Raw genomic sequence first — 17,205 nt, 5'->3', positions numbered from 1 at the left:
ACACATGACCTACCGCGTCTGCTTCGTCTGCACCGGCAACATCTGCCGTTCCCCGATGGCCGAGTCCGTCTTCCGCGCGCGCGTGACGGAGGCCGGGCTCGACGGCCTGGTCGAGGTCGACAGCGCCGGCACGGGCGGCTGGCACGAAGGGGACGGCGCCGACTCCCGGGCGGTGTCCGTCCTCCGGGAGAACGGTTACGACTGCGACCACACGGCCCGGCAGTTCGATCCGTCCTGGTTCCCCGCTCTCGATCTCGTCGTCGCGCTCGACACCGGCCACCTGCGGGCCCTGCGGCGGCTCGCCCCCACCGAGCGGGACGCGGCCAAGGTGCGTCTGCTGCGGTCGTACGATCCCGGCGCGGCGGACGATCCCGACGTGCCCGACCCCTACTACGGCGAGAGGGACGGGTTCGAGGAGTGTCTGACCATGGTGGAGGCGGCGAGCGACGGACTGCTCGCCGCGGTGCGCGCACAGGTGGAAGGGCGGGCGGCATGACCGGTCCCACGACGCACGGTCACCACTCGGCGCCCGGCCCCGGGGACGGCACCCGTGCGGTGCGGGCCGGACTCCCCGAACCGGTCAAGCACGAGCCGACGCTGCCCGGGCCGGTGTTCGCGGCCCACTTCCACCTGCCCGGGGACCCCACCGGCCCGTACACCTACGGCCGGGACGAAAACCCGACCTGGGCCCTGCTGGAACGGGCCATCGGCGAGCTGGAGGCGCCGGGGCAGGACGGCGTCGAGACGCTGGTGTTCGCCTCCGGCATGGCGGCGATCTCCGCGGTGCTCTTCTCCCAGCTCGGCTCCGGAGACGTGGCCGTGCTGCCGGACGACGGCTACCAGGCGCTGCCGCTGGCACGCGCCCAGCTAGAGGCCTACGGCATCGAGGTGCGCACCGCGCCGACGGGCGGCGACGCCCAGCTCGACGTCCTCGACGGGGCCAGGCTGCTGTGGATCGAGACACCGTCCAACCCCGGCCTCGACGTGTGCGACATCCGGCGGCTCGTCACGCAGGCCCATGCCCGCGGCGCGCTGGTCGCCGTCGACAACACACTGGCGACGCCCCTCGGTCAGCGCCCCCTGGAACTCGGCGCCGACTTCACGGTGGCCAGCGGCACCAAGCAGCTCACCGGACACGGTGACATCCTCCTCGGCTACGTCGCCGGGAGGGACGAGCGGGCCATGGCGGCCGTGCGGCGCTGGCGGAAGATCACCGGCGCGATCCCGGGCCCCATGGAGGCATGGCTGGCCCACCGTTCCCTCGCCACGCTGCACCTGCGCGTGGAACGGCAGAACGCGACCGCGCTCACCCTCGCCGGCGCGCTGCGGGAACGATCCGAGGTGACCGATCTGCGCTACCCCGGACTCGTCGACGATCCCGCGCACGCGGTCGCCTCACGGCAGATGCGCGGGTACGGGTGCGTGGTGTCCTTCACGCTGCCGACGCGGGCCCGCGCGGAACGCTTCCTGGACGCCCTGCGCCTGGTGGACGACGCGACCAGCTTCGGCGGCGTGCGCTCCACGGCCGAGCGACGGGGGCGGTGGGGCGGCGACGCCGTGCCGGAGGGCTTCATCCGCTTCTCCGTCGGCGCCGAGGACGCCGAGGACCTCGTGGCGGACGTCCTGCACGCCCTGGACGCGTCGGCGGGCTGATCCCGTGGGCCGGCGGCGCTTCCGCCGGCGCGGCGGCGGACGGTCCGAGCCTCCCCCCTCGTGGCTCGGACCGTCCTCGGTTCCGCGCGCGAAGAACCGCGCGACCAAGGCTAGTTGACTCACTGTCAGTGTCCAATCACAGGAACGACAGCGACCTATCGACATATTTATAGTTGGGACGCCGCCGGGGGCGTGAGCCGGTGACGACATGGGGAGAGTGCCTGCCGTGGATCTGGCCTTGCTGCGGACGTTCGTCACCGTGCACCGGGCCGGTTCCTTCACCCGCGCCGCCGCGCTGCTCGGTCTCTCCCAGCCGGCCGTCACCGCACAGATCCGGACCCTGGAGCGCCAGGTCGGACGCCCCCTGTTCCTGCGGCAGGCCCGTGGTGTGACACCCACGCCCATCGGTGACGAACTCGCCCACAAGGCCGCACCACACCTCGACGCCCTGGTGGAGATCACCGAGACCGGTCTGGAGGAGTCCTCCTCGTCGCGCACCCTGCACCTGGCCGGCCCCGCGGAGTTCGTCGCCGAGCGGGTTCTTCCCGCCCTCACCGGCCTGACCACGGAGGACGGCCGGAGCCTGCATCTGCGCGCCTCCTTCGGCACCGCGGAGGAAGCCCTGGAAGGTCTGGCCGCGGGCCATCACGATCTGGCCATCAGCACGGTGCGGCCCCGCGGGGCCCTGCTGTCCGCGACCGCGCTCTGCGACGAGGAACACGTCCTGGTCGCCGCGCCGCGCTGGGCCGAGCGCATCGGCGACGGCATGCTTCGCCGCACCGGAACCTCCGTCCTGGAGCGGGTACCGGTGATCGAGGTGCACGAGTCGCTGCCGTTCGTCGCCCGCTACTGGGCCTCCGTCTTCGACTCCCGTCCGCCCTCACCGGGTTCCATCGTCGTCCCCGATCTGCGCGCGGTTCTGGCCTGCACCGTCGCCGGCGCGGGGCTGGCGGTGCTCCCCCGCTATCTGTGCGCCGCGGCACTGGAGCGGGGTGCGGTGCGGGCCCTGTACGAGCCGGCGGTCCCGCCCCTGCGCACCTATTTCATGGTGGTTCGTACGGGAACCCTGGCCTTGCCGCATGTGGCGCGAGCACACGACTGGTTGCAGCAGGCCGCCACCGACTGGTGCTGACCGGCGCGAGCGGAGCGCGGACCGGGCGGCGCGCCTACGTCGACCGGCGATGTTTCACGTGGAACCAACCGGGCCACATTTCCACCATGACCGTCCGACCCGTGGTCAAGCGCACCGCGCGTGCCGTTCTGCTGGACGACGACCATCTGATCCTGATCAAGCGCACGAAGCCCGGCGTCGATCCGTACTGGGTGACGCCCGGCGGCGGGGTCGAGCCGGGCGATTCGACCGTGGTCGATGCTCTGCACCGGGAGGTCCACGAGGAACTCGGCGCGAAGATTTCGGACGTCGTGCCGTGCTTCGTGGACACCGTGGAGCACATCGGGGAGGACGGCGGCGCCACCGGCGTGAAGGTGCAGCACTTCTTCGTCTGCCGTCTGGAGTCCATGGATCCCTCCCTGCGGCACGGCCCGGAGGTGGAGGAGCCCGCCGGCGAGTACGAGATCGTCCGCGTGCCGTTCACGCGGGTCGGGATCGCCTCCGTCCACCTCGTGCCGCTCTCCCTGCGGCACTACCTGGACGGCAACATCGAAGGGGTGCGTGCCCTGCACGCGCCCGACCTCGGCTGACCGGGAGGATCAGGCGGCACGCACCAGCTCGTAGGCCTCCCACAGGTCCCGTCCGGTGTAGGAGTGGGTTGCCAGCCCGTCCACGTGGTGGTCCGCGTTCACCGCGACGGACACGGGCACCGCACCGAACAGGTCGAGGTCCGACCGCGAATCGCCGTAGGCCACACAGTCGGCCCGCGTCACACCGAACTCGGCGCACAGCCGGTCGGCGATCCTGACCTTGGCCGCGGCGCTGAGAACACCCGACGGGTCGACCGGCTCGGTGAACGGCACGGCCGGGAAGACCGAGCCGTGCGCGGCATGGGCTCCCCAGTCCCGGAGCCGCTCCACGAAGAAGGACGGTGACAGCGAGATCACCGCGCAGTAGTCGCCCCGCCGCGTGATCTCCGCCCAGACCTCACGGATGCGAGTCAGCCAGGGTGCCGCTTCGAAGGCCGCCGTCACATGCGCCTCGGTGAGTCCGGCCCAGAGCGCGTGCACCTGAGTCGCGTACTCCGGGGGCCCGATCCGGCCCAAGGAGATCGCACGGTCCAGCGCCACGGTCTCGGCCTCCAGACCGAGCTGGCGGGAGATCTCCACGGGCGCCGTGGTGCCGTGCAGCAGCGTGCCGTCCAGGTCGAACAGGTGCAGCCGAGTCATGGGGGACGAGGGTAGCGGGCTCGTTCCACGTGAAACGTCCCCGACCGACGGTGGAGATCTCAGCCGCGGCCTGTCCGAAAGCCCGCCGGTCCCGCTTAACGAGTGGACGGCTGCGGCCGAGGTCGGCCAGGGTGACCTCCGTGCCGACGTCTTCCTGTGCCTCACTGCCGATTCGCCGTCTGACGCCCCGCGATCTCACCGCATGCGCCGACCTGTCCGAGAACCGCGGCTGGCCGCGGGAGGAGCACAAGTGGGCACTCTTGCTCTCGGCCGGTCAGGGGTACGGCATCGACGACCCCGACGGCGGACTGGCCGCCGCCTGCGTCGTCACCGAGTACGGCCACGGGCCGCGCCCCGAGCTGGGGGCCATCGGCATGGTCCTGGTCGCCGTGCGGCACGCCCGCCAAGGGATCGGCCGCCGGTTGATGCGCCACGTCCTCTCCCTCATGGAGACCACTCCGCTGACCCTGCACGCGACCCCCCACGGCCGTCCGCTGTACGAGGAACTCGGCTTCAAACACGTCGGCAGGGCGGAGATGCTGCGCGGGCGGTTCCGTCCGGACGAGGACGAGTCCGGAATCGCCACCCGGCCCGCGACGGCCGACGCTCTGCCCGCCATTCTGCGACTGGACGAAGAGGTGTTCGGCGTGGACCGCACACCCCTCCTCACCCGCCTCCCCGCCTTCGCCGATCAGGTGCGCGTCGCCGAGGACGAGGGACAGCTCACGGGCTACGCGGCCGCGTGGCCCAACATGGACACCCATGTCGTGGGTCCGCTGATCGCCCGGGACACACCGACCGCGCAGGCGCTCGTCCAGTCCCTCGCCGAGGGGACCGACCGTCCGCTGCGCACGGACATCGATGTACGCCACACGACGTTCCTGGACTGGGCCAGGAAGCGCGGTCTGGCCTCGGTCGCCTTCAACGCCGTCATGACGTACGGCGTGACGGACCTGCCGGGCGACTGGAGCCGCCGGTTCGCTCCGCTGACGGTCGCTGCGGGCTGAGGACTGCCGGTCAGCGGCCCGCTGCTGCGGGCCCCGGCATGGTTCCGGGGCCCACAGAGGTCAGAGGTGCTGGAGCCACAACCTGGACGTCACCCGAGCGTGTCCACCGCGGCCGTCGCGAAGGCGTGGTCCTGCTCGGGGGCGCCGCCCCCGACACCGATCGCGCCGACCAGACGCCCGTCGCGGTGCACGGGCACGCCTCCGGCGATGAACAGGAGGGGTCGGTCGAGCGCGGTGGGCAGGGTGTGGAACGGGGCGCCGGGCTGCACGGCCGGGACGAGGTCGGCGGTGGGGGCGTTCAGTTGCAGGGCCGTGAACGCCTTGCGGGTGCTGGTTTCACCCGAGATCAGCACGGCGCGGTCGTCCCGGCGGAAGGCGAGCAGATGGCCTCCGGCGTCCAGCACGGTGATGCTCACCGGGACACCGTGGGTGTCGGCGGCACGGCGTGCGGCGGCGAGCAGGGCTTCGGCGTCGGACGTGGTCAGCGGGGCCACGGCAGTGGTGGTGCTCATGCGGGATGCTCCTCGAAGCAGGGTGGGTTCCGTGTCGGTGGGGTGGTGCCGGTGCCGGGTGGTGGGTCCGACCGGTCGGGGTAGGGCGGTCTCGCGCGGCCGTTCGTCCGGGACGTCAGCGGCGCGCGGTGACCGGCTGCTCGGTGGGCACCGCCGGACCGACGGCGGCGGGGACGGCCTGGTCACGGCGTTCCAGGGCGGCCGAGAGGACGGCCAGGACGAGGGCGCCGGCAGCGAGCAGGGCGCCGACCCAGTTGGGGGCGGTGTAGCCGAGACCGGCCGCGATCACCGCGCCGCCGAGCCAGGCCGCGAGGGCGTTGCCGAGGTTGAAGGCACCGATGTTCACGGCCGAGGCCAGGGTGGGAGCACCCTGAGCCTGGTCGAGCACCCGCTTCTGCAGGGGCGGCACCGTCGCGAAACCGAGGGCGCCGATCAGGGTGATCGCCACGGCGGACGCGACCTTGTGGTGGGCGGTCACGGCGAACAGGGCCAGCACGACGGCCAGGGCTCCCAGGGACACGTAGAGCATGGGCATCAGGGCACGGTCGGCGAACCTGCCGCCGATGAGGTTGCCGCCCACCATGCCGAGGCCGAAAAGAACCAGGAGCCAGGTGACGGAGCCGTCGGCGAAGCCCGCGACGTGGGTCATCATCGGCGCGACGTAGGTGACGGCCGCGAAGACACCGCCGAAGCCCAGCACGGTCATCGCCATCGCCAGCAGGACCTGGACGTTCTTGAACGCGGCCAGTTCGTGGCGCAAGCGGACGCCCTCGGGCTTGCTCACCTCGGGCACGAGCACGGCGACACCCGCCAGACCGATGACGCCCAGGGCCGCCACGATGCCGAACGTGACCCGCCAGCCGACGGACTGACCGACGAGGGTGCCCAGAGGGACGCCGACCACGTTGGCCACGGTCAGTCCGGTGAACATCAGGGCGATGGCGCCGGCCTTCCTGTCGGGGGCGACCAGGTCGGCCGCGACCACGGAGCCGATACCGAAGAAGGCACCGTGGGCCAGGGATGCGACGACCCGGCCGGCCAGCATGACGCCGAAGGCGGGAGCCAGGGCCGAGAGAAGGTTCCCGACGACGAACAGGCCCATCAGCAGCATCAGCATCCGCTTGCGGGACACCTTGGTGCCGAGCACGGTCATCAGCGGGGCACCGAGCACGACACCCAGTGCGTAACCGGTCACGAGCAGACCGGCTGTGGGGATCGGGACCCCGAAGTCACCGGCGACCTCGGGCAGCAGCCCCATGATCACGAACTCCGTCGTCCCGATCCCGAAAGCTCCGATCGCCAGAGCGAGCAGGGCGAGAGGCATGGAGGACCTTCCAAACGATTGCAGCAGCGCTTTACCGTCGAGGACAATACTTGCAGGCGCGGTTTAATTACAAGCGCGGGATATTGCGTCGGTGCTCTACGCTGGGAAGGAGCAGCTCCTGGACGGAGGACACCGCCCCATGACAGCCACGGACCCCAGCCTCACCGCTCTCGCCGAGGGCTGGTGGGCCCTCTCCCTGCTGCACGGGAGAATCGAGCCGCACGTCGAGCGAGCTCTCCAGGCGGGACACGGCCTCAGCGTGCGTGAGTACTCCCTGCTCAACGTGCTCAGCCGCCAGCACGACGGCGAGGGTGGACATCTGCAGATGAAGCAGGTGGCGGACGCCGTCGTGCTCAGCCAGAGCGCCACCACCCGCCTGGTGACCCGGCTGGAGGACCGCGGCCTGCTCGAGCGCTATCTGTGTCCCACCGACCGGCGCGGCATCTACACCAACGTCACGCAGGCCGGCCTGGCCCTCCTCGAAGAGGCGCGTCCGACCCATGACAAGGCCCTTCGCCAAGCTCTCGACGAGGCGGCGGAGAACCCGGACCTGGCACCCCTGGTCCGCGCGGTGGAGACGCTGAAGGCCCCCGTCCCGGCCTGACCGACCCCGGCAGGACCACGCCCGGTTACCGCCCGCATAGGGTGCGGGCATGGCAGATCTTGAGATACGCCCCGCGGTCGCCGACGACCTCCCCGCGATCGTCGGCATGCTCGCCGACGACCCGTTGGGCGCCCAACGCGAATCGCCGGACGACCTCGGGCCGTACCTGACCGCCCTCGAACGGCTCCGCTCCGATCCGCATCAGCACCTGGTGGTGGCGGTGCGCGGCGACCGGGTCGTCGGCACCCTTCAGCTCACCGTGATCCCGGGGCTCTCCCGACGCGGCGCCACTCGGTCCGTCATCGAGGGGGTCCGCGTCCATGCCGACGAACGCGGCAGCGGACTGGGCACCCAACTCATCGAGTGGGCGATCGACGAGTCCCGTCGGCAGGGGTGCCAACTGGTCCAGCTCACCTCGGACAACACACGCACCGACGCCCACCGTTTCTACGAGCGGCTGGGCTTCACGGCGTCCCACGTCGGCTTCAAGCTGTCGCTGTAACAGGAGGCACGTGACCGGGCGGGACGTGGGGACGTTTCACGTGAAACGCCCAGCCGCTGCGAGCACAGTCGTCGCGGGCTACTCGACCCCGCGCCACCCTTCGGGGTCCACCCCGCCGGGCACGGGTGCAGCGATGTCGTAGGGCCTGCGGGTGAACACGAAGGACCCCAGGTCCAGGTGGCCCACCGCCCCGTCGGACCGACGCACGGGCTTCAGAACCTCTCCGGCGTAGTAACCCTCCAGCCCCGTCCAGGTACCGTCGCCGTTCGGCCGGAAGCGCGAGCGCCGGCCGGTACCGGACAGGGGCTCCAGCGAGAGAAGCCCGTCGGCCGACAGGCGCAGGGCACAGGACTGTGTGCCCCAGTACCACGGGCCCACCAGCTCCAGCAGCTCCGGATCGGCCTGTCGCAGGGGCTTCCACGCCGCCGGGACACGGGGCGCCGCCTCGGCGATGATCCGCACCAGGTCGGCGGCGAGGGAGAACACCGGAAGGCCGGAGGTGCAGTTGGCCAGCACCACCACGGACACGTCGTCCTCCACACCGACCGAGAGACAGGCGAGGAAGCCCGGCAGCGAACCCGTGTGCCCGACCAGAGCACGGCCGTTGTCATGCCGCAGCTCCAGACCGAGGCCGTACGCGTACCCTCCGGCCACGTCGGCCGCCTCGGCCGGGGCCGCCGGGGCCCTCATCTCGCTCACGGACGCGGCACTCAGCACCCGCTCGTCCCCCTCGACGAGGAAGGCCGCGAAGCGCGCCAAGTCCCCTGACGTGGACCACAACTGACCCGCCGGTGCCATGCGTCCGAGATCCACGGCGGGTTCGGGGAGCAGCACGTCGGCCCAGGGGTGTACCGCCCAGCCGTGCGCATGCGGGGCTTGAGGCCGCACACCGGTCCGTTCCAGTCCCAGCGGCTCGAGCACCTCCTGTCGCAGCACCTCCTCCCACGGTGCGCCCCGCAACCGTTCCACCAGGGCGCCCAGCAGGGCGTATCCGGGGTTGGAGTAGTGGAACCGCCGCCCGGCCGGGTGCACGGCGGGACGCTCCCCCAGCACATCGGCCAGCTCCGGCCGCAAGGACCCGGGAGTCCGCTCCCACCAGGGCCCCGGCGTCTCGGCGGCCAGGCCCCCGGCGTGCGCGAGCAGCTCGGCCACGGTCACCTTTCCCACGCCGGTACCGGGCAGATGCTTCTCCAACGGGTCCTGCAGATCGAGCAGGCCCTCGTCCCGCAACCGGAGCGTCAGCACGGCGGTGAAGGTCTTGGTGATCGAGCCGATCCGGTACTGCGTGTCCGCCCCCGGCACCGTCTCCTCCGAGGAGGCCCGCGCCCCGGTCCACACGGTCCGGCCGCCCCGGACCGCTGTCGCCACCACCGACGGGGCCCGCCCCTCCGCCTGGGCGACGGCGATCCGGTGCAGCAGCGCCCTGCGGGTACCCGGCAGCAGTTCTTCCTGAGGTGTCGTCATGACCCCAGTTCAGCAGGTGCGCAGGTGTACCCGTACCGACCGGCAACCTCCTGACCCGGCGTCACGTCCTCAATGATCCGACAGGCCGCACCGTCCGGCCCCGTATCCCGGTGGAGTACGCCACTACGGACGAAGCCCCGCGCACCCGCAGCTGGTCATCCGTCATCCGGCGGACACGGTGGCCTCAGGAGGGCGCGCCTCCAGGACGACAGCGGTACCGGCCACGGTGCGGTCCTCGTGCATGTTGATCCGCCGGCCGGGCTGGACGTGCGTCCAGTGGGAGGGGGTGAGGGGCACCAGGCGAACCGTGGCCCGCCCGCCGGGCGGCAGCACGGGCAGGTGCTCGACCCAGAGCGCAGCGACGCTGACCGCGCGTCCGCCGCTGGGTGAGAGATGCCCGATGTCCCACATGGGCCGCAGAACGCCGGCGCCCGGAATGGGCGTCGTACGTCGCACCCCGCCCCCGGAGCGCAACGTCAGATCCGCCCTGATCACACCGTGACGAAACTCGGAGCATCGCCAATGGCACCAGGACGCACTCCGCTTCAGCAGGAGCCGATCAGCCGCTTCGGCCAGCGCCTCCCAGAAGCTCAGAGGCAGTGATCGAACGTCCCCGAGCTCCTGCAACAGGCCCAGGGCGATCTCCCACTCGTCGTGCACCAGGTGGTCCCAGACGTCCCGCACCGTGAGGTCGTTCGCCGTGGCGGCCTCTTCGGGAACCAGCAGGGAAGCCGACTCCAGCAACTCGATGACGTCCACACCCTCAGTGTCGCCCCACGGGAGTACTGCCCGGTCGGCGGTATCGGACCCTGCAGGTAGCGTGCGAAGCGGGTGGGGCCGGTTCCGAGGCCGCCAGCACCGCGGAACGGCACCTCCCTGGTCTGCTCGGGGGTGGTTTCGGCCCAACCGGCGTCCAGGCACCGTCGAGGGCCACGAGCGCAGCCTGCCAGCCCGGCCTCATCCCCCAGCGCCATGGACACCGTCGAGCTGGCGGCGGGCAGGACCCCAGACTTCCTCGAACTCCTCGAAGGTGAGTTGTTCGGGATCGGGACCTTCCCAGTCCGAGACGGGCAGCTCGGCGGTGATCCCGAATCTGCTGTCGTCATCACCGAGGCGACCTGCGTCGCGGGCCCGCTGCCACTCAGCGAGGGAAGCAGCTGCGATCGGGATCAGCTCAGGCCCTTCGAGTTCGACCTGCCGGATCACCCAACCTTCAGCATCGACCTCGAAGTAGAACCAGATTTCTTCCTCGTCCCAGTAGCAGCGCATCCATGTGGTCACCAGGCCATGGTGCCGGGCCAGCTGCGCCCTCTACTCCGCCCTACCTCATGGCTGGGCGATGAATCCCGCGGATCGGTCGAGCTGGAAAGGAGAACCGACCCGGGTTGGTTCCCATCCTTGATCCCGTGCCTCTCGAATGCTGGCAGCAACGTGAGCCGGACGAATGGGCTCCGTCTCGACGCCCACCCAGTTGCTGGGATGGGCCTGGCCGCTGGTGACGATCAAGGTCGTGCCCGGCTGACTGCCGCTGGCTGCTTCAACCGCATAGGTCAGTGGTGTCCAGCAGAGTCCCTGCATGTAGGAGGGCTTCCTGCGGATCCGCCAGCGGTACTCGATCCCGTCAACGGTTATGTGTCGGGAACCCTTCTTGTTCAGCGCCATCTTCGCCTCCTGCGCCGTTGGACTTTCATGTGCCGCCGCGGTCGCGAAAGCAAGTTGCACGTGAATGTACCGGCCGTTATCGCCTACAAGCAGCTTCGGGACTATGGATGGGTTGATCCGCCCATAAGTTGGTGTCAGTGCCGAGCGATCCGGCGCATCGCACCCACCCCGGGTGTACTCACCACGATCCGAGAGCACCGTGAAGAACAGCCCCTTGTGGCGAGTGGTGGACAACGAGAGCGGTACCCAGTCCATCGTCAGCACGCCCTGCGAGGCGGTCGCGTTCGTCAACAGCCGGTTCGACACCGATGACGACGACGCACCCTTCAGCATCACCGAGGTCGGCCCTCTTCTTCCGGAGCCACTCGAGATCATCACCGCATGGGCTGCCGAGAAGGACGGCGAGCGAACCGACGGGCGTACTGCCCCGATCACCATCAGGCCGGTTGTGACGGCCAACGCCAGCGAGTGCGACGACATCGTGCTCTGGGGCGACGTGTACGTCTCGTGGAATCACGACATGTACACCATCGAGGAGCCGGACAGCTACGAGTACAGCGAGGCTTACAGCGCAACCGAGTTGTGCGCGATCCCTCGACGAGTACGCCGACGACTAAGAGTACGCGCTTGAAGGGCCTGAAGGGCCGGACAGCCACAGGTGGCCGAAACCGGAAGAGTTGATCACCATAAGTGCCATTCATGCGCAGTCGAGTCAGAGACCATGAAGCGAATCCGAGACCCTACACACGGTCTGGCATCACGTCTGTGCCATGTCCACGAAGCGCGAGTAGTGGCCCTGGAAGGCGACCGTGATGGTGGCGGTGGGGCCGTTCCTGTGCTTGGCCACGATCAGGTCGGCCTCGCCGGCGCGGGGGGACTCCTTCTCGTAGGCGTCCTCGCGGTGCAGCAGGATGACCATGTCCGCGTCCTGCTCGATGGAGCCGGACTCACGCAGGTCGGAGACCATGGGCTTCTTGTCGGTGCGCTGTTCGGGACCACGGTTGAGCTGCGAGAGTGCGATGACCGGGATCTCCAGTTCCTTGGCGAGCAGCTTGAGGTTCCGGGACATGTCCGAGACCTCCTGCTGACGGCTCTCGGCGCGTTTGGAGCCGCCGGACTGCATCAGCTGGAGATAGTCGATCACGACCAGCTTCAGGTCATTGCGTTGTTTGAGCCGACGGCACTTGGCGCGGATCTCCATCATCGACAGGTTGGGGGAGTCATCGATGTAGAGCGGTGCCGCGGACACGTCCGGCATCCGGCGTGCCAGCCGGGTCCAGTCCTCGTCGGTCATCGTGCCGGACCGCATGTGGTGCAGGGCGACCCTGGCCTCGGCGGACAGCAGGCGCATCGCGATCTCGTTGCGCCCCATCTCGAGCGAGAAGACGACACTCGGCAGGTTGTGCTTGATCGATGCCGCGCGCGCGAAGTCCAGCGCGAGGGTGGACTTACCCATGGCGGGGCGGGCGGCGATGACGATCATCTGGCCGGGATGCAGGCCGTTGGTGAGCGAGTCGAAGTCCGTGAACCCGGTGGGGACACCCGTCATCTCCCCGCTGCGCGACCCGATGGCCTCGATCTCGTCGAGGGCACCCTCCATGATGTCGCCCAGGGGCAGGTAGTCCTCGCTGGTGCGCTGTTCGGTGACCGCGTAGATCTCGGCCTGGGCGCGGTTGACGATCTCGTCGACGTCGTCGTCGGCCGCGTATCCCATCTGGGTGATGCGCGTGCCGGCCTCGACCAGGCGGCGGAGCACCGCGCGCTCGTGCACGATCTCCGCGTAGTAGGCCGCGTTCGCGGCGGTCGGCACCGTCTGGACGAGCGTGTGCAGGTACGAGGCACCGCCGACCTTGTTGATCTCACCGCGCTTGGTCAGTTCGGCGGCGATGGTGATGGGGTCGGCCGGCTCTCCCTTGGCGTAGACGTCGAGGATCGCCGTGTAGATGGTCTCGTGCGCCGGCTTGTAGAAGTCGTGGCCCTTGAGGAGTTCCACCACGTCGGCAATGGCGTCCTTGGACAGCAGCATGCCGCCGAGCACCGACTGCTCGGCCTCGAGGTCCTGGGGCGGCACGCGCTCGAACGCCGGGCCGCCGGCGTCCCACCCCTCGGTGTCCCGGCCGCGGTCGTGGCGCTCGTCGCGGCTGCGGCCGACCTCGTCCCGGCGGCGGGAGGCGGGCAGACGATCGCTGGGGCCGCTGTCGGCCCACGGATCGTCCAAGGGCTCGGAAATGCTCACCGAGCCACCTCCTCCCGTCCGCGAGCGGACCTCGCCGTGCCCCTCTTTCTACGGCACGGCACTGACAAATAAGAGGCCCAACTCCGGTAGTCGCGCGCCGGATATGTGGTGATTGTGGAATCGGCGGAAGGAGCGGGACGCCGGACCACCGTAGGCCCGTAGGCACCGTCAGCCAATCTGGTTATCCACAGGCCATGTGGACGACGGGCCCAATGCTGTGGAGAACTCCACCAAACCTGTGCACGACACCGTGGACAGCGCTGTGAACAAGCTCGGACCGCACCTGGAGAAGGTGGCTTTACCTGCGGGTTTACCGTCCACCGGCTGTGCAGAAGAAAAACTTCCCCAGTCGGCCCAAGATCACGTCGGGCGGTGTACGCAACCACACACTCTGCGGGATCACGTAAGGGCTGCAAGGGCTTTGCATCTCTTACCTGTGGACGATTAGATTGGTGCACATGACACAGGCCCCCGCGAGCGCTCCCGCCAGTCGGCGTCGGCACGACCGAGAGATCGTCCTGCTGGCCGTGCCGGCGTTCGGTGCACTCGTCGCCGAGCCTCTCTTCGTCATGGCCGACAGTGCCATCGTCGGTCATCTGGGCACAGCGCAACTGGCGGGCCTGGGGGTCGCCTCGGCCCTGCTGATGACCGCCGTCAGCGTCTTCGTCTTCCTGGCCTACGCCACGACGGCCGCGGTGGCCCGCCGCGTCGGGGCAGGAGACCTTCCGGCAGCCATCCGGCAGGGCATGGACGGTATCTGGCTCGCCCTGCTGCTAGGTGCGGGCGTCATCGCCGTCGTCCTGCCCACGGCACCCGCCCTCATCGATGTGTTCGGTGCCTCCAGCACAGCAGCCCCCTATGCCGTCACGTATCTGCGGATCTCCGCCCTCGGTATTCCGGCCATGCTGGTGGTCCTGGCGGCCACCGGTGTCCTGCGTGGTCTCCAGGACACCAAAACCCCTCTCTACGTGGCCACGGGGGGCTTCCTCGCCAACGGCGTCCTGAACGTCGTCCTCGTCTACGGAGCCGGCTTCGGCATCGCGGGCTCCGCCTGGGGCACCGTCATCGCCCAATGCGGCATGGCGGCGGTGTATCTCCTCGTCGTCCTGCGGGGAGCCCGTCAGCACGGCGCCTCCCTGCGTCCGGATCCGGCCGGCATCAAGGCCTCGGCACAAGCCGGTGCGCCCTTGCTGGTGCGTACGCTCTCCCTGCGGGCCATTCTCATGATCACCACGGCCATCGCCGCCCGGCTCGGGGATGCCGACATGGCGGCTCACCAGATCATCCTCTCGCTGTGGAGCCTGCTCGCCTTCGCTCTCGACGCCATCGCCATCGCAGGGCAGGCCATCATCGGCCGCTACCTCGGCGCCGGCGACGCCCAGGGAGCCCGGGAGGCGTGCCGCCGCATGGTCGAGTGGGGCGTCGCCGTCGGTGTGGTTCTCGGCGCGCTCGTCGTGATCTCGCGGCCCCTCTTCCTGCCGCTGTTCACCAGCGATTCCACGGTCACGGACGCCGCACTGCCCGCCCTGGTGATCGTGGCCGTGTCACAGCCGATCTCGGGGATCGTCTTCGTCCTGGACGGAATCCTGATGGGAGCGGGCGACGGCCCGTACCTGGCCTGGGCCATGCTGGCAACGCTTGCGGTGTTCACCCCCGCGGCCCTTCTGGTGCCCGTGGTCGGCGGAGGACTGACCGCGCTGTGGGCCACGATGACGCTGATGATGAGCGTGCGTCTGCTCACCCTCGCCGTCCGCACCCGTTCCGGCCGTTGGATCGTCACCGGAGCAACCCGCTGACCGGCGCCTGTTTCACGTGAAACGGGCCGGCTCTGCAAGGGGGACGACCCGGTGCGTTCACCATGCACAGGAGAAGGGCCGCACCCCGGAGGGTGCGGCCCCTGCTCACTGCTTCAGCAAGCGCGTCGTTACGCCGCGACGACCTCGATGTTGACCTTGGCGTCAACCTCGGGGTGCAGACGCACGGACGTCTCGTGAGCGCCCAGCGTCTTGATCGGCGCGCCCAGCTCGATGCGGCGCTTGTCCACCTCGGGACCACCGGCGGCCTTGATCGCGGAGGCGATGTCGGCCGGGGTGACGGAACCGAAGAGGCGGCCGGCGTCGCCGGAGCGGACAGCCAGACGGACCTTGACGCCTTCGAGCTGGGCCTTCACCTGGTTGGCCTGCTCGATGGTCTGGATCTCGTGGATCTTGCGAGCACGACGGATCTGCTCGACGTCCTTCTCGCCACCCTTGGTCCAGCGGATCGCGAGCTTCCGCGGCACCAGGTAGTTGCGAGCGTAGCCGTCCTTGACGTCGACGACGTCGCCCGCGGCACCGAGGCCGGAGACCTCGTGGGTGAGGATGATCTTCATGAGTCGGTCACCCTTCCCTTATCGCGCGGTGGAGGTGTAGGGCAGCAGCGCCATCTCACGGCTGTTCTTGACGGCCGTGGCGACGTCACGCTGGTGCTGCGTGCAGTTGCCGGTCACGCGGCGGGCACGGATCTTGCCGCGGTCGGAAATGAACTTCCGCAGCATGTTCGTGTCCTTGTAGTCCACGTACGTGACCTTGTCCTTGCAGAACGCGCAGACCTTCTTCTTAGGCTTGCGCACAGGCGGCTTCGCCATGGTGTTTCTCCTGTGTGATCAAGAAGTGTGGTGCGGCCCCGCCTAGAAGGGGGGCTCGTCCGAGTAGCCGCCACCGCCGCCGGAGCCACCGCCCCAGCCGCCGCCACCGCCGCCGCCCTGCTGGCCACCGGCGGGAGCACCGGTCGCCCACGGGTCGTCGGCGGGAGCACCGCCGCCCTGCTGGCCGCCGCCGGGGCCACCGCCCCAGCCGCCGCCACCCTGGCCGCCACCGCCGCCGTATCCGCCCTGACCGCCTCGGCCGGTGGTCTTGGTGACCTTGGCCGTGGCATTGCGCAGGCTGGCGCCGACCTCGTCGACGTCCAGTTCGTAGACCGTGCGCTTGACGCCCTCACGGTCCTCGTAGGACCGCTGCTTCAGCCGGCCCTGCACGATCACGCGCATGCCTCGCTGAAGCGACTCGGCGACGTTCTCCGCCGCCTGACGCCAGACCGAGCAGGTCAGGAACAGGCTCTCGCCGTCCTTCCACTCATTGGTCTGACGGTCGAAGGTGCGGGGGGTCGACGCGACACGGAACTTCGCGACGGCCGCACCGGACGGGGTGAAGCGCAGCTCGGGGTCATCGACAAGGTTGCCGACGACCGTGATGACGGTCTCGCCTGCCATGGGGGAACCTCTCGGCGGGTGTGCTGCTGGCTGCTTGTGCTGCTACTCGAATCCCGGAACAGCTGAGCGGAAGCTCAGTGGTTCTCGGGACGGAGGACCTTGGTCCGGAGGACCGACTCGTTCAGGTTCATCTGGCGGTCGAGCTCCTTGACGACCGCAGGCTCGGCCTGCAGGTCGATGACCGAGTAGATGCCCTCGGGCTTCTTCTTGATCTCGTACGAGAGACGACGACGGCCCCAGGTGTCGACCTTCTCGACCTTTCCGCCGCCGTCACGGACGACAGAAAGGAAGTTCTCGATCAGCGGGGAGACAGAGCGCTCCTCGAGATCGGGGTCGAGGATGACCATCACCTCGTAGTGACGCATGTGGAACCCACCTCCTTTGGACTCAGCGGCCACGGTCGTTCCGTGGCAGGAGGGTCGTGATGCGTTGCGCAACGATGCCTGTCAGTAAAACAGCCGCCACTGACAACGGACGTCGGGCGGCGGCCCCGGGCCGGCGGCGGAGGACCGTGGTCCGTTCCGCGCCGTCCTGCTTCTGTCCGGACAGACACCGGTGCAGACGCTACAGGGTACCCGGACAGTGGCTTCCGGTTGAAATCAGGCCGGGACCCCCGTCAGTCTGTACACATCGGGTGTGTATGGCGCTACG

Annotated in this window: 20 protein-coding genes and 1 pseudogene; 9 read left to right on the top strand and 12 right to left on the bottom strand. The window is 69.5% G+C overall.

Translation table 11 applies throughout. The annotated features are described in order from the left end of the window. The first annotated feature begins 4 nt into the window (after window positions 1-4). The 4 genes from ACSU53_RS15660 (at window position 5) to ACSU53_RS15645 (ending at window position 3,354) form a co-directional block, all read left to right on the top strand. Window positions 5-496, top strand: a complete 492-nt coding sequence (locus ACSU53_RS15660; RefSeq protein ID WP_437028262.1) for a low molecular weight protein-tyrosine-phosphatase — start codon at window positions 5-7, stop codon at window positions 494-496. After that, window positions 493-1,653 (top strand): cystathionine gamma-lyase, encoded by a 1,161-nt coding sequence (locus ACSU53_RS15655; protein WP_437028260.1) that lies wholly within the window; start codon window positions 493-495, stop codon window positions 1,651-1,653. The genes ACSU53_RS15660 and ACSU53_RS15655 overlap by 4 nt, the downstream gene beginning before the upstream one ends. A 226-nt stretch (window positions 1,654-1,879) precedes the next feature. Further along, window positions 1,880-2,785, top strand: a complete 906-nt coding sequence (locus ACSU53_RS15650; RefSeq protein ID WP_437028258.1) for a LysR family transcriptional regulator — start codon at window positions 1,880-1,882, stop codon at window positions 2,783-2,785. An 86-nt stretch (window positions 2,786-2,871) separates the two neighbouring features. After that, the gene (locus ACSU53_RS15645) at window positions 2,872-3,354 is read left to right on the top strand and encodes an NUDIX domain-containing protein (protein WP_437028256.1); all 483 of its coding nucleotides are present in this window, start codon (window positions 2,872-2,874) and stop codon (window positions 3,352-3,354) included. 9 nt (window positions 3,355-3,363) lie between these two features. On the opposite strand, the gene ACSU53_RS15640 is transcribed toward ACSU53_RS15645, so the two are convergent. Beyond that, a complete protein-coding gene (locus tag ACSU53_RS15640; protein ID WP_437028254.1) occupies window positions 3,364-3,993 on the bottom strand; it encodes an HAD family hydrolase in 630 nt (209 codons plus the stop codon). A gap of 140 nt (window positions 3,994-4,133) precedes the next feature. On the opposite strand from ACSU53_RS15640, the gene ACSU53_RS15635 reads away from it, so the two are divergent. Continuing rightward, the gene (locus ACSU53_RS15635) at window positions 4,134-5,000 is read left to right on the top strand and encodes a GNAT family N-acetyltransferase (protein WP_437028252.1); all 867 of its coding nucleotides are present in this window, start codon (window positions 4,134-4,136) and stop codon (window positions 4,998-5,000) included. A gap of 89 nt (window positions 5,001-5,089) precedes the next feature. Here ACSU53_RS15635 and ACSU53_RS15630 read toward each other — a convergent pair whose 3' ends face one another. Continuing rightward, window positions 5,090-5,512 (bottom strand): GlcG/HbpS family heme-binding protein, encoded by a 423-nt coding sequence (locus tag ACSU53_RS15630; RefSeq protein ID WP_437028251.1) that lies wholly within the window; start codon window positions 5,510-5,512, stop codon window positions 5,090-5,092. A 115-nt stretch (window positions 5,513-5,627) separates the two neighbouring features. Further along, on the bottom strand, window positions 5,628-6,836 hold the full coding sequence (locus ACSU53_RS15625) for an MFS transporter (protein WP_437028249.1): 1,209 nt from the start codon (window positions 6,834-6,836) through the stop codon (window positions 5,628-5,630). Between the two features lie 139 nt (window positions 6,837-6,975). Here ACSU53_RS15625 and ACSU53_RS15620 point away from each other — a divergent pair, with 139 nt between their 5' ends. Both ACSU53_RS15620 and ACSU53_RS15615 read left to right on the top strand, forming a co-directional pair. Continuing rightward, window positions 6,976-7,440, top strand: a complete 465-nt coding sequence (locus ACSU53_RS15620; protein WP_437028247.1) for a MarR family winged helix-turn-helix transcriptional regulator — start codon at window positions 6,976-6,978, stop codon at window positions 7,438-7,440. Between the two features lie 49 nt (window positions 7,441-7,489). Then, a complete protein-coding gene (locus tag ACSU53_RS15615) occupies window positions 7,490-7,942 on the top strand; it encodes an N-acetyltransferase family protein (protein ID WP_437028245.1) in 453 nt (150 codons plus the stop codon). Between the two features lie 78 nt (window positions 7,943-8,020). Here the strand turns inward: ACSU53_RS15615 and ACSU53_RS15610 are convergent, their stop codons facing one another. The 4 genes from ACSU53_RS15610 to ACSU53_RS15595 all read right to left on the bottom strand — a co-directional run bounded on the left by ACSU53_RS15610 (window position 8,021) and on the right by ACSU53_RS15595 (window position 11,068). Beyond that, entirely contained in the window at window positions 8,021-9,406 is a 1,386-nt protein-coding gene (locus tag ACSU53_RS15610) for a serine hydrolase domain-containing protein (RefSeq protein ID WP_437028243.1), read from the bottom strand. Between the two features lie 162 nt (window positions 9,407-9,568). After that, window positions 9,569-10,165, bottom strand: a complete 597-nt coding sequence (locus ACSU53_RS15605; RefSeq protein ID WP_437028241.1) for a hypothetical protein — start codon at window positions 10,163-10,165, stop codon at window positions 9,569-9,571. A gap of 198 nt (window positions 10,166-10,363) precedes the next feature. Further along, on the bottom strand, window positions 10,364-10,675 hold the full coding sequence (locus tag ACSU53_RS15600; protein ID WP_437033219.1) for a hypothetical protein: 312 nt from the start codon (window positions 10,673-10,675) through the stop codon (window positions 10,364-10,366). A gap of 57 nt (window positions 10,676-10,732) precedes the next feature. Next, entirely contained in the window at window positions 10,733-11,068 is a 336-nt protein-coding gene (locus ACSU53_RS15595) for a hypothetical protein (protein WP_437028240.1), read from the bottom strand. Window positions 11,069-11,291: 223 nt separating this feature from the next. Between ACSU53_RS15595 and ACSU53_RS15590 the strand changes: the two are divergent. Further along, window positions 11,292-11,763: pseudogene (locus ACSU53_RS15590) on the top strand (hypothetical protein); the annotation flags it as partial. Between the two features lie 62 nt (window positions 11,764-11,825). Here ACSU53_RS15590 and dnaB read toward each other — a convergent pair. Then, complete coding sequence (gene dnaB / locus ACSU53_RS15585; protein WP_437028238.1) at window positions 11,826-13,304, bottom strand: replicative DNA helicase; 1,479 nt, start codon at window positions 13,302-13,304, stop codon at window positions 11,826-11,828. A 458-nt stretch (window positions 13,305-13,762) separates the two neighbouring features. Here dnaB and ACSU53_RS15580 point away from each other — a divergent pair, with 458 nt between their 5' ends. Continuing rightward, window positions 13,763-15,100, top strand: a complete 1,338-nt coding sequence (locus ACSU53_RS15580) for an MATE family efflux transporter (RefSeq protein ID WP_437028236.1) — start codon at window positions 13,763-13,765, stop codon at window positions 15,098-15,100. 128 nt (window positions 15,101-15,228) lie between these two features. Here ACSU53_RS15580 and rplI read toward each other — a convergent pair whose 3' ends face one another. The 4 genes from rplI to rpsF form a co-directional block, all read right to left on the bottom strand. Beyond that, the gene (gene rplI / locus ACSU53_RS15575) at window positions 15,229-15,675 is read right to left on the bottom strand and encodes a 50S ribosomal protein L9 (RefSeq protein ID WP_164334484.1); all 447 of its coding nucleotides are present in this window, start codon (window positions 15,673-15,675) and stop codon (window positions 15,229-15,231) included. An 18-nt stretch (window positions 15,676-15,693) separates the two neighbouring features. After that, a complete protein-coding gene (rpsR, locus tag ACSU53_RS15570; protein WP_003949403.1) occupies window positions 15,694-15,930 on the bottom strand; it encodes a 30S ribosomal protein S18 in 237 nt (78 codons plus the stop codon). Window positions 15,931-15,972: 42 nt separating this feature from the next. Then, complete coding sequence (locus ACSU53_RS15565; RefSeq protein WP_437028234.1) at window positions 15,973-16,554, bottom strand: single-stranded DNA-binding protein; 582 nt, start codon at window positions 16,552-16,554, stop codon at window positions 15,973-15,975. 74 nt (window positions 16,555-16,628) lie between these two features. Beyond that, window positions 16,629-16,919, bottom strand: coding sequence for a 30S ribosomal protein S6 (rpsF, locus tag ACSU53_RS15560; protein WP_030420069.1), 291 nt, complete (start codon window positions 16,917-16,919; stop codon window positions 16,629-16,631). Between the last annotated feature and the right edge of the window lie 286 nt (window positions 16,920-17,205).

It is taken from the genome of Streptomyces sp. enrichment culture (assembly GCF_964273255.1).
Taxonomy (GTDB): Bacteria; Actinomycetota; Actinomycetes; order Streptomycetales; family Streptomycetaceae; genus Streptomyces.
The sequence above is the reverse complement of the archived record's forward strand: the minus strand, read 5'-3'. Positions and strand labels throughout refer to the sequence as shown.

What these genes read in the sequence shown, in the direction of transcription:
- ACSU53_RS15630 (WP_437028251.1), bottom strand. Translation starts at nt 5,512, where the DNA reads ATGAGCACCACCACTGCCGTGGCCCCGCTGACCACGTCCGACGCCGAA.
- ACSU53_RS15615 (WP_437028245.1), top strand. Translation starts at nt 7,490, where the DNA reads ATGGCAGATCTTGAGATACGCCCCGCGGTCGCCGACGACCTCCCCGCG.
- rpsF (WP_030420069.1), bottom strand. Translation starts at nt 16,919, where the DNA reads ATGCGTCACTACGAGGTGATGGTCATCCTCGACCCCGATCTCGAGGAG.
- ACSU53_RS15640 (WP_437028254.1), bottom strand. Translation starts at nt 3,993, where the DNA reads ATGACTCGGCTGCACCTGTTCGACCTGGACGGCACGCTGCTGCACGGC.
- ACSU53_RS15600 (WP_437033219.1), bottom strand. Translation starts at nt 10,675, where the DNA reads ATGCGCTGCTACTGGGACGAGGAAGAAATCTGGTTCTACTTCGAGGTC.
- ACSU53_RS15655 (WP_437028260.1), top strand. Translation starts at nt 493, where the DNA reads ATGACCGGTCCCACGACGCACGGTCACCACTCGGCGCCCGGCCCCGGG.
- rpsR (WP_003949403.1), bottom strand. Translation starts at nt 15,930, where the DNA reads ATGGCGAAGCCGCCTGTGCGCAAGCCTAAGAAGAAGGTCTGCGCGTTC.
- ACSU53_RS15660 (WP_437028262.1), top strand. Translation starts at nt 5, where the DNA reads ATGACCTACCGCGTCTGCTTCGTCTGCACCGGCAACATCTGCCGTTCC.
- ACSU53_RS15645 (WP_437028256.1), top strand. Translation starts at nt 2,872, where the DNA reads ATGACCGTCCGACCCGTGGTCAAGCGCACCGCGCGTGCCGTTCTGCTG.
- ACSU53_RS15565 (WP_437028234.1), bottom strand. Translation starts at nt 16,554, where the DNA reads ATGGCAGGCGAGACCGTCATCACGGTCGTCGGCAACCTTGTCGATGAC.
- ACSU53_RS15625 (WP_437028249.1), bottom strand. Translation starts at nt 6,836, where the DNA reads ATGCCTCTCGCCCTGCTCGCTCTGGCGATCGGAGCTTTCGGGATCGGG.
- ACSU53_RS15620 (WP_437028247.1), top strand. Translation starts at nt 6,976, where the DNA reads ATGACAGCCACGGACCCCAGCCTCACCGCTCTCGCCGAGGGCTGGTGG.
- ACSU53_RS15595 (WP_437028240.1), bottom strand. Translation starts at nt 11,068, where the DNA reads ATGGCGCTGAACAAGAAGGGTTCCCGACACATAACCGTTGACGGGATC.
- ACSU53_RS15580 (WP_437028236.1), top strand. Translation starts at nt 13,763, where the DNA reads ATGACACAGGCCCCCGCGAGCGCTCCCGCCAGTCGGCGTCGGCACGAC.
- ACSU53_RS15610 (WP_437028243.1), bottom strand. Translation starts at nt 9,406, where the DNA reads ATGACGACACCTCAGGAAGAACTGCTGCCGGGTACCCGCAGGGCGCTG.
- rplI (WP_164334484.1), bottom strand. Translation starts at nt 15,675, where the DNA reads ATGAAGATCATCCTCACCCACGAGGTCTCCGGCCTCGGTGCCGCGGGC.